Here is a 13,089-nt window from a genome sequence, read left to right on the forward strand (position 1 = left end):
CCTGCGCCGGAATGGCTTTCGACGGTACCGCTCGAGCGTCGTGGCGCGGCTATGATGCACGATCATGACAGCCGGGATGCAGTTCGGCGTCTACGTGCCCCAGATCGTGCCGGAGTACGAGACGATGCTTACTCTCGCGCGCACGGCCGAACGCACGGGTTTCAGCACATTCTGGCTGTTCGACCACCTGTACGCGCCCGGCTTGCCGGAGCATCCGGCGCTCGAGGCGTGGACGACCACCACCGCGCTGCTCGCCTCGACGACCACCCTGCGCGTCGGCAGCCTCGTGCTGTGCAACAGCTTCCGCCACCCCGCGCTGTTGGCGAGGATGGCGACGACCCTCGACATCATTTCGCACGGCAGACTCGAATTCGGGCTCGGCAGCGGCTCCATCGACGAGGAGCACCGCAGGGCCGGTCTGCCGTGGGAGCCGATTGCCCGGCGTTCGCAGCGTCTGGCCGAAGCGCTCGAGATCATCACGCGCATGTTCGCCGCGGAGCGGACCTCCTTCGACGGTCGCTATTACCAGGTGGCCGACTTCCCCAATGTGCCGGGCCCGGTCCAGCGACCGCGTCCACCCATCCACATCGGCGGCGCCGGACCGAAATTCACGTTGCCGCTCGTCGCCCGCTTCGCCGACGTGTGGAACGTGCCCACCTACGGTCTGCGGAACTGGCGGTCGCTCACCGAAGTGCTCGAAGCCGAGTGCGCGCGCATCGACCGCGACCCCGCCGAGATCCGCCGCTCGCACCAGGCGGTGCTGGCCATCGCCCCACGGGAAGCCGATCTACCCGACGTCGAGGCGCGGACCCGCCGCCGGTTCGGCGCTGCCGCGTTCGGCCTCGACGACGGCTACCTCGGCACGCCGACGATGCTCGTCGACCACATCGGTGAACGGGCCGAGCAGGGCATTTCGTCGATCGCCTTCATGGTCGGCGCGAAGCAGGCCGAGGCGACGATGGAACTGTTCGCCACCGAGGTGCTGCCGCACCTGTGATCATCGGTGGCGCGGCGGATGGTCAGATCACCGTGCCGATGTCCTGTGCGACCAACCGCTCGAGCGCTCGCTCGGCCACCGCGGCGATGGTCATCGACGGATTGCAGGCGGCGGCGTTTCCCGGCAGCAGCGCGCCGTCGAGCACATACAGACCGCGCTGGCCGTGCACGCGCCCGTCGAGATCGCACACCGTGCCCATGCTCGCACCGCCCAGCGGATGCCAGGTCGACGGGAACAGTGCGTTGGTGTCGACGAGAACGCCTGTCGTGCCGGCGATGCTGTGTGCGGTGGGCGCGATGTGGTTGTCCTGGATGTAGGCGTCGCCATCCTGCGGCCAGTGCAGGATCGCCTCGTCGCGCGCAGCGTCGTAGACGAATCCGCCGCGCCCGTCGCTGACGCCGTACCCGACCATCATGGTGCTCCTGGCATCCATGGACATCGGCGGTATGGACGCCTGGATGACGGTGCACGCCGCGTGTGGATCGTCCCAGTTCTTACTTCCGTAGACCACGGGACCGCCTTGCGATTCGCCGAAATTCGCTGCCGGATCGGTCCACACATAGATCCGGTCGGCGTTGGTGCCCCAGCCCTGACCGAGATCGTCCGGCAGATCGGGGATCCGGCCCGTCGCGGCGGCGCGGACGAGCAGTTTGGTGGTGTTGAGGCTGCCCGCCGCCATGACCAGGGCAGTGGTGGTGAGGATCTTGTTCTCCAGGACATTGCCTGCGGTGTCGAGCCGTTCGACGTAGACCAGCCAGCGGCCGTCCGCGGCGCGTTCGACCTCGGTGACCTGGTGCAGCGTCTCGACGCGCACCAGTCCCGTCGCCTCCGCCGCGGCGATGTAGGTGACATCGACCGAGTGCTTGCCGCCGTTGTTCACGCCCATGGCGCCGTCGCCATTGGTGTACGACGGCTTCATCTCACCGCGCAGTTCGGCCAGCGCGAAGTTCCAGTCGATGGGCATCGGGATCTTCGACAGCGGCAGCCCCGCATGCCGCACATGGTCGGCGAAGATCCGCGACGCCGCGTAGTTCGGGTTCGCGATCAGCTCGTCGGGCGCCACCGCGAGGCCGAGCATGCGCGCCACCCTCGGGTAGTGCACGCGATCCATGGTCGCCCAGTCGAGCTCCTGGGGGAGATGCGTGTTGAACACCGCTTCCGACGGCTGTAGGGACATCCCCTGGTAGATCAGCGAACCGCCGCCGAGGCCGGCGGCGCACAGGGCGGTCATATTGTCCCCCGCGACCGCTTCGACCAAGCCGGTGTAGGGCTCGAAAACCAGTGGGGTGCCGAACAATCGCGGATTGGATCGGTACCAGAGCACACGTTTGTCCAGCGCCGAGGCGCGTGGGAAGGTCTCCGCGTTCGGACCGGTCGGCCAGCGCAGCCCGCGCTCGAGCAGCAACACCGGGACACCTGCCTGGGCCAAGCGCAGGGCGGTCACACCGCCGCCGAAACCCGATCCGATCACGACGACACGATGTTCTTCCCGGGTCAGCGGGACGCTGTTGACTCGCGCGGCGATTCCGGTCGTCGAGCCGGTGGGCCGGGAGCCGATCAGCAGGGCACCGGCCGCGGCGGTCGCGGTGAATAGTGACCGGCGCGTGATTACTGACATTCCACACCTTTGCTGATGATCCGTGACGTAGCCATCGGCACGTCGCCTCCGATAGATTCCCCGCAAGGCGAGGAAGCGCACCGGACAGTACTGTCCGGTGTCGGGTAGTCTGGGCTAAGACAATGGTTGCGTCAAGCGGATGCGGCGGATGTAATGTTGCGCAGATGGCAGCACCGCGTCCCGCGAACCGTGGTCCGAAGGCGGCGCCGGGAAATCGAGCCGCATTGATTCGGGCCGCGCGGATGGTGTTCGCGGAGAATGGTTTCGACGTTCCGCTGAGTTCGATCGCGCGCGCCGCCGGGGTGGGGCAGGGTGTCCTCTATCGCCACTTCCCGACTCGGGAGAGCATTGCGCTGGCCGTCTTCGAGGAGAACATCGGCGAGGTCGAGGCGATCGCGGCCGATCCGGAAACCACCGTCGACCACGTGCTCGAGGTGATCGTCGCCCAACTCGCCGCCTCCGCGGCGTTCGTCGCGATGCTGGACCCCACCGGCACGGACGACCCCCGCATATTCGACGTCGCGTCGCGCCTGGTCGACCTGATATCCCGCAAGCTCGAAGATCCGGACCGGCGGGGTGCGATGCGCGCGGAGGTGACCTCTTCGGACGTGGTGATGGCGGTCGCGATGCTCGCCGCGATTCTCACGAAGACGGATCCGTCTTCGCGCGCGGACGTCGCCGGGCGCGCGTGGTCGCTACTCGAGCGAGGTCTGCACGGCGACCGGGACGCTCGGTAAGAGCCGGCGTGATCGAGCTACGTGCGAATCACCCCGGGATGACGTACTGGACCTGAACCGAGTCGGGGGAGTGCAGGAATTCCTTTGTGGTGACCGACAATTCGATATGGCCGGGCCCCGACGGGATGGTCGCCGAGTTGTACCACGACCCGACCAGCTTGATCGTGGTGTTACCGCGGGCACCGGTGTCGATGTTGTGCCAGGACACGTAGGCAGTGGTCGCGCAGGTGCCGATGCCTTGGAACGCGCTGGTGAGATGAATCCCCGAGGAGCTGTCCTGGTCGACGTTCCCGCGGATCGTCCCGTAGCACAGGCCGGCTTCGGTCGCCGAGGTGTTCAGAACCGGAATGCTGACCGAATCCGCCGAGGCGGTCCCCGCGAAAATGAACGCTGGCGCGCAGGCCACCGCGGCAGCCGCCGCGATCGCCGTCGACCGACTGAATGAGCGCATGATCATCCCCTCTGATCGGTATACCCGAACGGGCAGCGGCCGATTCGCGGCCACACCTGTTAACCGCCCCGACCGTACGCACCGTTACCCTCGCTGTGGGTGCGGCTCGCGATCAGGCCAGCGTCGAGATATCGATGACGAACCGGTAGCGCACGTCGGAGGCCAGGACTCGTTCGTAGGCTTCGTTGATCCGGTTCGCGGCGATGATTTCGATTTCGGCGCCGAGGTGGTGTGCGGCGCAGAAGTCGAGCATTTCCTGGGTTTCACGGATACCACCGATGAGTGATCCCGCGAAGGAGCGACGCTGCATGATCAGGGTGAAGACGTTGAGCGACAGCGGGTCCGCGGGTGCGCCGACGTTGACCATGGCGCCGTCGACGGCCAGCAGCGACAGGCTTTGCGCCAGGTTGTGTGCCGATCGCCCGGATCACTCTGGCGGAGATGCCGCCGTCCGTTCCGAGGGCCCATCGAGGCGGATCGTGCCGTCGTGATCGGCGCTGGCGTGGTAGGCGCAAACGGGTTGGCCGCCATCGAGTTCGGTGCCGGTGGTCAGGTCGTAGGTACGGCCGTGCAGGGGGCAGACGACGACGCGGTTGTCGATGAGTCCGTCGGCGAGCGGGCCGCCTTGGTGGGGGCAGGTGGCGGCCAGGGCGCGTAGGGTGCCGTTGCGTAGTCGGTAGATTGCGATCTGTGTGCCGTCGACGGTGTACGCGCGGCCCTCGCCGACTGGGATGTCGTCCAGGCGGCCGACGATGCGGCCGATCATCGGATCGGCACCTGCGGCAGCACGGCCAGTGGCAGGGCGCTACGGAATTGTCCTGGGGTTGCTGGTTTTTCGCGATCCTTCCAGGGGTCGCGGTAGGCGTCGACGGCCTTGTGCATTTCAGCGTCCAAGCGCGCGCCATCTCCGTCGCGGTCCTCGACGACGACGGCCCGGATAGTGTCGATGCCGACGCGGGGCACCCACGTGTAGGTGCGTTCGAGCCAGTTGGCGTTCTCGCGGTAGTACTGCAGGAATCGTCCGGTCAGTTGGACGACCAGTTCAGGACTGTCGACGGTGGCGAGCAGATCGCCTTTGCGAATATGGGCTCCAGCGGCACCACCGACATAGATCTCCCAGCACCCGCCGTCGACCGCGACCACGCCGAGGTCCTTGCACAGTGCTTCGGCGCAGTTGCGTGGGCAACCGGTGACGGCGAGTTTCATTTTGGCCGGTCCGGGGATCCCTTGGAAGCGTTGTTCGATCGCGATGCCCAGGGAGGTGGAGTCACCGACGCCGTATCGGCAGAAATCGGATCCGACACAGGTTTTGACGGTGCGGAAGCTCTTGCTGTAGGCGAAGCCCGATGGCATGTCCAGGTCCGCCCACACCGCGGGCAGATCCTCTTTCCGCACGCCGAGCAGGTCGATCCGTTGGCCGCCGGTCAGCTTGATCAGCGGGATGGCGTATTTGTCGGCGACGTCGGCGATCTTGCGCAGCTGGGCGGAATCGGTGACCCCGCCTTTCATCTGCGGCACCACCGAGAAGGTGCCGTCGCGTTGGATATTGGCGTGCACGCGATCGTTGACGAATCGTGCGTCGCGTTCGTCGACGAATTCGTGTGTCCACATCATCTGCAGCAGCGACGCGAGCCCCATTTTCGAGTTGGCGTCCTCGCGGCCGTCGGGTGCCAGGGCCGCGAATACCGATGACACCGAGTGCAGTTGGAGTTCCCGGATGAGCCGCATCAGTTCCGGCTTCTCGTAGGGGATACCGGGTACGTACCAGCTCGCCGAGGGGTCGTCCTCGACCACTCCGCCCGCCGCCCACTCCACGATCTGTGCCACCAGGGTTTTGCAGGATCCGCACCCCTTGCCCGCCCGAGTCGCGGTCATCACGCCGGGCACCGTTTTCTGCCCGCCGTTGACGCAGGCGACCAGTGCGGATTTGCTGACGCCGTTGCAGTTGCACACCTGGGTGTCCGCGGCCAACTCGGCGACGCCGACCTCGACATCAGGGGTGCCGATATCGAACATCAGCGAGATGCGTTCCTCCGGCAGCGGCAGTCCCCGGTCGAAGGCCTGCATCAGGAAGGCGACTTTGCGGACGTCGCCGACCAGGGTGGCTCCGACCAGTTTGCCGTCGCGCACCACGATCGTCTTGTAGATGCCGTGTTTGGGTTCGGCGAACTGGACGAACTCGTCGTCCGGGTGCTCGGGCGCTTTGAGTCCCATGGCGGCGACGTCGACACCAGCGACCTTCAGCTTGGTAGCCATCCGGGAACCGTGATAGGCCGCGCGACGATCGGTGCCGGTGAGATGGTCGGCCAAGACCTTCGCTTGGTCCCAGAGCGGGGCGACGAGTCCGTACACCTGGCCGCGATGCTGTGCGCATTCGCCGACGACATAGATATCGTCGTCATCGACCGAGCGCATGTGGTCGTCGACCACAATGGCTCGTTCCACGGTGAGACCCGCCCGTAGCGCGAGGCCGACATTGGGCCGGATGCCCGCGGAGACGACGAGCATGTCGCACTCGACGGTGGTGCCGTCGGCAAAGGCGACTCCGGCTACCGAACCGCCTTGGGTCAGTACTCTTTTCGTGCTCTGGCCGGTGTGCACGGTGATGCCGATATTCTCGACCGAACGGCGCACGATCGCACCGGCCGCTTCGTCGAGTTGCGCGTTCATCAGCGTCGCGGGAGAGTGCACGACATCGACGGTCAGGCCGCGGTTCTGCAGTCCGCGCGCGGCTTCCAAGCCGAGCAGGCCACCACCGATGACCACCGCCTTCGTCTTGTCCGCCGCGTAGTCGATCATCGCCGTGCAGTCGTCGAGGCTGCGGAATCCGAACACTCCGGAGGTGAGTGTCCGGTCGTCGGCCCACATGCCATCCATAGGCGGGAAGAACGAGCGGCTGCCGGTGGCCAGAATCAGCTGGTCGTAACGGATCGACGTGCCGTCGTCGGCCTGCACGAGGCGCGCGAAACGGTCGATGCGAACCACGCGAGCCCCGGCCCGCAGGTCGATCTCGTTGTCGGCGTACCAGTCCAGTGGATTGAGGAAGATCTCGCCGGTGTCCTCCGAACCGGCCAGCACGTTGGACAGTAGGATGCGGTTGTAGTTGCCATAGGGTTCGTCGCCGAACACGGTGATATCGAACAATTTCCGTCCGTTGCGGGACAGGATCTCCTCAATGGCGCGGACTCCGGCCATGCCGTTGCCGACGACCACCAGTCGTGGTTTGGCCGTCGTCGCCTCGCCGGCGTCGTGCGATGTCAGGATACTGGTCATGTCACAGTCCTTGCGTCCGTTCAGATCTCGACGAGACCGAGGTCGACGATCAGGGTGCCGCTCACCCCGGCGGGGGCCGCGACGAACAGTTCGAGCACGGTGTCGGCGAGTAGGTCCTCCACCACGCGCAGCGAGACATGGGTGGCGCCCTTGGCGGCAATCGGGAAGTACCGCATGGGATTACCGTCGCGGACCAGGATGACGGTGACCAGTTCGTCGCTGCTGTTGCCGCCGCGAAAGTACACTGGTTGGGCGATCGCGCCGGGCGGCACCACGTAATGCAGCGACGCGTCGAGGGGCAGCGGAGTGTCGAGGCCCTTGCCTTCGAAGGCGAAGGGGCCCTGTAGGAATCGGGGCGTGCTGGTATCAGGCATCTGCTGTTCCTCCATCGATGGGATCGGTGTCGGCGACACGGGACAGGGCAACCGCGCATACCTTGAATTCGGGCATCCGTGAATGCGGGTCGAGCGCGGGGTTGGTCAGTAGGTTGGCGTTGCCGTCGCCACCCCAGTGGAACGGCGCGAAGACGGTGTCGGGCCGGATACCGGCGACGATGCGGGCCGTCATCACCGCGGTGCCGCGTCGGGTGCGCAATCGCACCAGATCGCCGGTCGCCACGTGGATCCGGTGGGCCACCATTGTGTGCATCTCGACTACCGCGTTCGGTTCGGCCGCGCGCAGTGAGTGGATCTGCCGGGTCTGCGTCCCCGACTGGTACTGGCTGAGCAGTCGGCCGGTTGTCAGGTAGTACGGGTAGTCGAGGTCGGGCAGTTCGGCGGTGCCGATGTGTTCGACCGCGTGAAATCGGGCCCGTCGGTCGGGAGTGGGGAAGTCTTCGGTGAACAGTCGGGGGGTGCCCGGGTGCCGCGGCGACGGGCATGGCCAGAACACACCCTGTTCGGCGATGATGCGGTGGTAGCTGATGCCCGAGTAGTCGGCTTTACCACCTCTACTGGCGCGACCCAGTTCGGCGAACACCTCTTGCGGCACATCGGAAAATCCGGGACGTCCCAAACGTTCTGCGAGGCAACGCATGACCTGCAAGTCGGTCCGCACGCCCGTGGGCGGGTCCAGCGCGGCCTCGCGCAGGATCACTCGGCCCTCCACATTCGTCATGGTGCCGGTCTCCTCGGCCCACTGTGCGCTGGGCAACACGACGTCGGCCAGCGCGGCCGTCTCCGACAGGAAGAAGTCGGACACCGCCAGGAAGTCCAATGCACGAATTCGCTGGGTGATTCGTGCTGAATGTGGCGCGGACACAACAGGATTCGAGCCGAGAACCCACAGCGCGCGCACTCCGCCATCGGTGCCGAGGCGGTCGAGCATTTCATAGGCGGAACGGCCAGGCTGCGGCAACTCGGCGGGATCGACGCCCCACACCGCAGCGACATGGGCGCGCGCGACCGGATCGTCGAGGCGTCGGTATCCCGGCAACTGATCGGCCTTCTGCCCGTGTTCCCGGCCGCCCTGCCCATTGCCCTGCCCGGTCACCGTGCCGTAGCCGCAGTATGGGCGTCCCGGAAGTCCCAGCGCCAGTGCGAGATTGATGAACGCGAGCACCGTATCGGACCCTGAACGATGCTGCTCGGCACCACGCGCGGTGAGCACCATCGCCCGCTCGGCACCCGCGAGCAAACGCACCGCCTCGACCAGATCCCGCTCGGGGACGCCGGTGATCCGCTCGACCCGATCCGGCCAGTACAGTCGTGCGGCCCGGCGTACCGCCTCGAAGTCTGTTGTACGACTGGCGATGTAGCCGGTATCGACCAGCTTCTCGCGGATCGCGACGTGCAGCATGCCATTGGCGAGCGCGAGATCGGTGCCCGGCACCGGCTGCAGGTGCAGATATGCCCCGCGCGCGGTGGTGGTCGCGCGCGGATCGATCACGATGAGGCGCGCACCGCGCGACCGCCCGGCGTCGAGGAACTGCATCGCGGGCGGCATCGTGTCCGCCGGGTTGGCGCCGACCAGCAGCACCGCATCCGCGTGCGCCAGATCGGCCAGCGGAAACGGCAGGCCCCGATCGATGCCGAAGGCCCGGGTCGCGGCGTTCGCGGCCGAGGACATGCAGAAGCGCCCGTTGTAGTCGATCGCCGAGGTACCCAACGCTACCCGCGCGAATTTGCCCAGCTGATAAGCCTTTTCGTTCGTCAGGCCACCGCCGCCGAAGCAGCCGGCGCTATCGCGCCCGTATAGGCGCTGGGCTGTGGTGATCGCGTCGACGATGCGGTCCAACGCGTCGTCCCAGTCCGTCGGCCGCAACGGCTCTTCGCGTGAGTCACGTACCAGCGGCTGAGTCAGCCGCTGCGGATGTTCCAGCAATTCGGCCGCCGTCCACCCCTTCGCGCACAACCCGCCCATATTGGTCGGAAAGTCGGCCTGCGGACGCAATGCCACCGGTGTGGTCGCGGCATCGAGAACGATCCCGCACTGCAGTGAACAGTACGGACAGTGCGTCTTGGTCTCGAGGTTCGCGGGCGCCATGGCTGATGTCTCCGAGGTCGAGCACTGCTTCCCAGTCCAGCCAACCTAGATCCGCGACATTGCCGCCGCGTTGCCCCGACGATTCGGCCATGGGTCGCGGGAACCGGAACGCGCACGCGAGCGCCTCGGACTCGGGATCAAGGTTCAGCGATCGGCGGACAGAATGGCGGCCGGTGCGCCCTCCGCGACCGCTGTCCCGTCCCGCAGGAGCAGGCAGTGGTCGGCGCGCGCGGCCTCGTCGAGGTCATGGGTGGCTTGTACGACGGTGACGCCTTGGTCGCTGATCTCGGTGTGTATGCGCGAGATCGCTTGTTGGGAGTCGGAATCCAGTCCGGTGGCGGGTTCGTCGAGTAGGAGTAGGGGTGCTTGCTGGGCGAGTGCTTGGGCGATCAGGGTGCGTTGGCGTTGTCCGCCGGAGAGGGTGTCCAGGCGGCGGTTCGCGAGGTCGGCGATATCCAGTCGTGCCATGCAGGCGTGCACCGTGCCGCGGTCCTGCCGAGACAGCCACCGCCATGGGCCGCGGTGTGCCCAGCATCCCATCGCGACTGTCTGCCGCACGGTGATCGGCAGTGTGGCGGGGACGGCGGTGTGTCGCACAACGAATGCGGGCCGTGCCCGCCGCCCCGAACGAACTCAGCGGCGTCATCGGGCAATGATCCGGACTCGGGTCGACGAGTTGCGCACCGCTCTCGCGACTCGGACCGCGGTTGTCAGCTGGCCGACTGCTTGTCGCGGATCTCGATGATCGGCAGGACGAGGGCCGCGGGTGCGTCGGTGGGGACCACCGGGTTCCTCGGGGCGATCGGGGCGATGCGTTGATACGCGATGCCTTGTGCGGGGCGTCGGTCCTGTTCGCCCTTGTTCGGCCAGTAGGCGGCGCACCGTTCGGCTTGGGCGGTGATGGTCAGCGACGGGTTGACGCCGAGGTTCGCGGAGACGGCGGCCCCATCGACGACGCTCAGTGTCGGATAGCCGAAAACTCGGTGGTAGGCATCGATTACGCCGGAGTCGCGGTCCGCGCCGATGGGCGCGCCGCCGAGGAAGTGGGCGGTGAGGGGGATGTTGAAGATTTCGCCCCAGCTGCCGCCCGCGACTCCGCCGATTTCTTCGGCGACCTTGCGGGTTACCTCGTTGCCCGCGGGGATCCAGGTGGGGTTGGGTTCGCCGTGGCCCTGTCTGCTGGTCAGCTTGCGGCCGAAGAGGGTTCGCTTGGTATAGGTGGTGATGGAGTTGTCGAGGTGCTGCATCACCAGGGAGATGATGGTGCGCTCGCTCCAGTTCTTGACGCTGAGGAAACTGATGAGGGTCAACGGGTTTCGCACCACCGTACCGAGGAAGCGCAGCCAGCGCGGCATGCGGCCGCCGCCGTCGACCATCAGGGTTTGCATGAGCCCCATGACATTCGAGCCCTTGCCGTAGCGGACCGGCTCGATATGGGTGTCGTGGGTGGGGTGGATCGATGAGGTGATCGCGACGCCGCGGGTGAAATCCACCTCCGGGTTCACCTTGCGGGTCGCCGCGCCAACAATGGATTCGGAGTTGGTGCGGGTGAGTTCGCCCAGCCGATCCGACAATTCGGGCAGCACGCCCCGATCGCGCATGGCGTGCAACAGTTTCTGCGTGCCGAGGGTACCCGCGGCGAGTACGACCTGGCCCGCGGTGTAGGTCTGTGGGCGCTTGCGGAGCCACGCGCCGGTGCGTTCGGTCGCGACGTCCCAGGTGCCGTCCGGCAGCGGGTGCAGCGAAGCCACCGTTGTCATCGGAATCACCTGTGCACCGGCCTTTTCCGCGAGGTACAGGTAGTTCTTCACGAGGGTGTTCTTCGCGCCGTGGCGGCAGCCCGTCATGCACTCACCGCATTCGAGGCAGCCGGTGCGATCCGGACCGACACCGCCGAAGTACGGATCCGCCACGGTCTTGCCCGGCTCCCCGAAGAAGACGCCGACCGGGGTCTGCACGAAGGTGTCGCCGACGCCCATATCGTCGGCGACCTTCTTGAACACCTCGTCGGCCGGAGTCATATGCGGGTTCTGCACCACGCCGAGCATCTTCTTCGCGCGCTCGTAGTACGGGGTGAGTTCCGCACGCCAATCGGTGATATCGCGCCACTGCTGGTCCTGGAAGAACGGCTCCGGCGGCACGTAGAGCGTATTCGCGTAGTTGAGCGAACCGCCGCCGACACCGGCGCCGCCGAGGATGAGGACATTGCGCAGCGGATGAATGCGCTGGATACCGTAGCAGCCGAGTTTCGGCGCCCAGAGGAACTTGCGCAGATCCCAGCTGGTTTCGGGGAGTTCGTCATCGGCGTAGCGCCGACCGGCCTCGAGCACCCCGACCCGGTAACCCTTCTCGATCAGCCGCAGCGCGGTGACGCTGCCGCCGAATCCTGAACCGACGACGAGTACGTCGAAATCCGTCTCTCGCTGGTCCATGTGGTGCTCCTCGATCTGTGTCGCCAGTGACACCGGTAACACTACTACCGAGTAGCTAAGCCGCGTTCGAGGGTTCAGAGCTGGGACTTCCACCAGGCGACGGTCGCCGCGACGGCCTGGTCGATGGGTGTCGGGTGCAGGCCGAGGCGCTGCTCGCTCTGCGTGGAGTCCAATACGAACGGGCGGGTGACCTGATAACTCATCTCGGCGAGTTCGCGCATCATCGGGTTGGTGATGCCGAGCAGGCGCAGTAGCGCGGCCGGTGCGGCGAACACCTTCGGCGACGCGACCCCGGCGGTCGACGCGATGGTATCGATGAGTTGCTGCTGGGTGATCGGTGGCGCGGTCGGAGCGTGCAGGACCGAGTTCCACAGGGATTCGTCGGCGGCCGCGCGGATCATGGCGGCGGCCACGTCGGGGATATAGGTGTAGGAGTGCGGGAGATCGAGTTTGCCGAACGCCTGCACGCGCTTTCCGGTGAGGATCGGGACGAACAGCTGTTCGCCGGATACCGAGGCGCGCACATACGGTCCGAGGAAGTCCGCGGCAGCGACGCTCACCGTCGCGGTGGCGTGCGCTTCGCGGGCGCGCAGCAGCTCGGTCCGGACGCCGGGCTTACCGAAATCGGCGGTGCGGGGCAATGTTTCGGTGATCGGCCCATCGACTCGACCATAGGAGTAGATGTTCTCCACGAAGACCACGACGGTGCCTGCCTTGCCTGCCTCGTCCAGGACGGCCTGTTCGGCCGGGAGCAGTTCGGCCCGCCATGCCTTCGCCGTGTACTCGGAGGCGCCGAGACAGTGATAGACGGCCGTCGCTCCGTCGAACTGACCCGAAAGCTGTTCGGGCGCAGTAACATCGACCTGCCGTCGTTGGATCAATGCGTGCTCTGGTCCGCCGCCGGAGCGGGTGAGCACCCGCACGGGCTTGCCCGCTTCGGCCAACTGTTCGGCGACGGCCCTTCCGGCGGGGCCGGCTCCGGTGACGATATGCAATTCCGGCATGGTGCATCCTCTGGTTGTCGACTGAGCGAGTCTACTTTTGTGAGCGGTGCTCTCTGTTGTGAATAAGCATGCGGCCGCCGCGACACAAAGTCA

11 protein-coding genes and 1 pseudogene are annotated in these 13,089 nt (G+C 66.4%); 2 read left to right on the forward strand and 10 right to left on the reverse strand.

The genetic code is table 11. The annotated features are described in order from the left end of the window. Positions 1-64 precede the first annotated feature (64 nt). Positions 65-997, forward strand: a complete 933-nt coding sequence (locus OG874_RS12360; RefSeq protein WP_330255266.1) for a TIGR03560 family F420-dependent LLM class oxidoreductase — start codon at positions 65-67, stop codon at positions 995-997. Positions 998-1,019: 22 nt separating this feature from the next. On the opposite strand, the gene OG874_RS12365 is transcribed toward OG874_RS12360, so the two are convergent. Then, positions 1,020-2,615 carry a GMC oxidoreductase gene (locus OG874_RS12365; RefSeq protein ID WP_330255267.1) on the reverse strand — a complete coding sequence of 532 codons (1,596 nt, stop codon included), beginning with the start codon at positions 2,613-2,615 and terminating at the stop codon, positions 1,020-1,022. 164 nt (positions 2,616-2,779) lie between these two features. Between OG874_RS12365 and OG874_RS12370 the strand changes: the two genes are divergently transcribed. After that, positions 2,780-3,352 (forward strand): TetR/AcrR family transcriptional regulator, encoded by a 573-nt coding sequence (locus tag OG874_RS12370; protein WP_330255268.1) that lies wholly within the window; start codon positions 2,780-2,782, stop codon positions 3,350-3,352. A gap of 28 nt (positions 3,353-3,380) precedes the next feature. On the opposite strand, the gene OG874_RS12375 is transcribed toward OG874_RS12370, so the two are convergent. From OG874_RS12375 to OG874_RS12415, 9 genes and pseudogenes are all read right to left on the reverse strand, one after another. Further along, positions 3,381-3,803 carry a hypothetical protein gene (locus tag OG874_RS12375; RefSeq protein ID WP_330255269.1) on the reverse strand — a complete coding sequence of 141 codons (423 nt, stop codon included), beginning with the start codon at positions 3,801-3,803 and terminating at the stop codon, positions 3,381-3,383. Between the two features lie 112 nt (positions 3,804-3,915). Then, positions 3,916-4,212 (reverse strand): annotated as a pseudogene (locus OG874_RS12380) (zinc-binding dehydrogenase); the annotation flags it as partial. An 18-nt stretch (positions 4,213-4,230) separates the two neighbouring features. Continuing rightward, a complete protein-coding gene (locus OG874_RS12385) occupies positions 4,231-4,569 on the reverse strand; it encodes a Rieske (2Fe-2S) protein (RefSeq protein ID WP_330255270.1) in 339 nt (112 codons plus the stop codon). Next, positions 4,566-7,076, reverse strand: coding sequence for a nitrite reductase large subunit NirB (gene nirB / locus OG874_RS12390; protein WP_330255271.1), 2,511 nt, complete (start codon positions 7,074-7,076; stop codon positions 4,566-4,568). The genes OG874_RS12385 and nirB overlap by 4 nt, the downstream gene beginning before the upstream one ends. Before the next feature lie 20 nt (positions 7,077-7,096). Then, positions 7,097-7,450, reverse strand: coding sequence for a molybdopterin oxidoreductase (locus tag OG874_RS12395; RefSeq protein WP_330255272.1), 354 nt, complete (start codon positions 7,448-7,450; stop codon positions 7,097-7,099). Beyond that, positions 7,443-9,560 (reverse strand): molybdopterin oxidoreductase family protein, encoded by a 2,118-nt coding sequence (locus OG874_RS12400; protein ID WP_330255273.1) that lies wholly within the window; start codon positions 9,558-9,560, stop codon positions 7,443-7,445. Before OG874_RS12400 ends, OG874_RS12395 begins: the two co-directional genes overlap by 8 nt. 144 nt (positions 9,561-9,704) lie before the next feature. Continuing rightward, positions 9,705-10,100 (reverse strand): ATP-binding cassette domain-containing protein, encoded by a 396-nt coding sequence (locus tag OG874_RS12405; RefSeq protein WP_442943334.1) that lies wholly within the window; start codon positions 10,098-10,100, stop codon positions 9,705-9,707. 170 nt (positions 10,101-10,270) lie between these two features. Beyond that, a complete protein-coding gene (locus OG874_RS12410) occupies positions 10,271-11,992 on the reverse strand; it encodes a GMC family oxidoreductase (protein ID WP_330255275.1) in 1,722 nt (573 codons plus the stop codon). A gap of 74 nt (positions 11,993-12,066) precedes the next feature. Continuing rightward, the gene (locus tag OG874_RS12415; RefSeq protein ID WP_330255276.1) at positions 12,067-12,996 is read right to left on the reverse strand and encodes an NAD-dependent epimerase/dehydratase family protein; all 930 of its coding nucleotides are present in this window, start codon (positions 12,994-12,996) and stop codon (positions 12,067-12,069) included. Positions 12,997-13,089: the final 93 nt, after the last annotated feature.

This window comes from Nocardia sp. NBC_00565, assembly GCF_036345915.1.
In the GTDB taxonomy this organism is placed as follows: Bacteria; Actinomycetota; Actinomycetes; order Mycobacteriales; family Mycobacteriaceae; genus Nocardia.

Excerpts from the sequence above, each read along its gene's own strand:
- OG874_RS12385 (WP_330255270.1), bottom strand. The coding sequence starts at position 4,569 with ATGATCGGCCGCATCGTCGGCCGCCTGGACGACATCCCAGTCGGCGAG.
- OG874_RS12405 (WP_442943334.1), bottom strand. The coding sequence starts at position 10,100 with ATGGGATGCTGGGCACACCGCGGCCCATGGCGGTGGCTGTCTCGGCAG.
- OG874_RS12410 (WP_330255275.1), bottom strand. The coding sequence starts at position 11,992 with ATGGACCAGCGAGAGACGGATTTCGACGTACTCGTCGTCGGTTCAGGA.
- nirB (WP_330255271.1), bottom strand. The coding sequence starts at position 7,076 with ATGACCAGTATCCTGACATCGCACGACGCCGGCGAGGCGACGACGGCC.
- OG874_RS12375 (WP_330255269.1), bottom strand. The coding sequence starts at position 3,803 with ATGCGCTCATTCAGTCGGTCGACGGCGATCGCGGCGGCTGCCGCGGTG.
- OG874_RS12400 (WP_330255273.1), bottom strand. The coding sequence starts at position 9,560 with ATGGCGCCCGCGAACCTCGAGACCAAGACGCACTGTCCGTACTGTTCA.
- OG874_RS12365 (WP_330255267.1), bottom strand. The coding sequence starts at position 2,615 with ATGTCAGTAATCACGCGCCGGTCACTATTCACCGCGACCGCCGCGGCC.
- OG874_RS12415 (WP_330255276.1), bottom strand. The coding sequence starts at position 12,996 with ATGCCGGAATTGCATATCGTCACCGGAGCCGGCCCCGCCGGAAGGGCC.
- OG874_RS12370 (WP_330255268.1), top strand. The coding sequence starts at position 2,780 with ATGGCAGCACCGCGTCCCGCGAACCGTGGTCCGAAGGCGGCGCCGGGA.
- OG874_RS12360 (WP_330255266.1), top strand. The coding sequence starts at position 65 with ATGACAGCCGGGATGCAGTTCGGCGTCTACGTGCCCCAGATCGTGCCG.
- OG874_RS12395 (WP_330255272.1), bottom strand. The coding sequence starts at position 7,450 with ATGCCTGATACCAGCACGCCCCGATTCCTACAGGGCCCCTTCGCCTTC.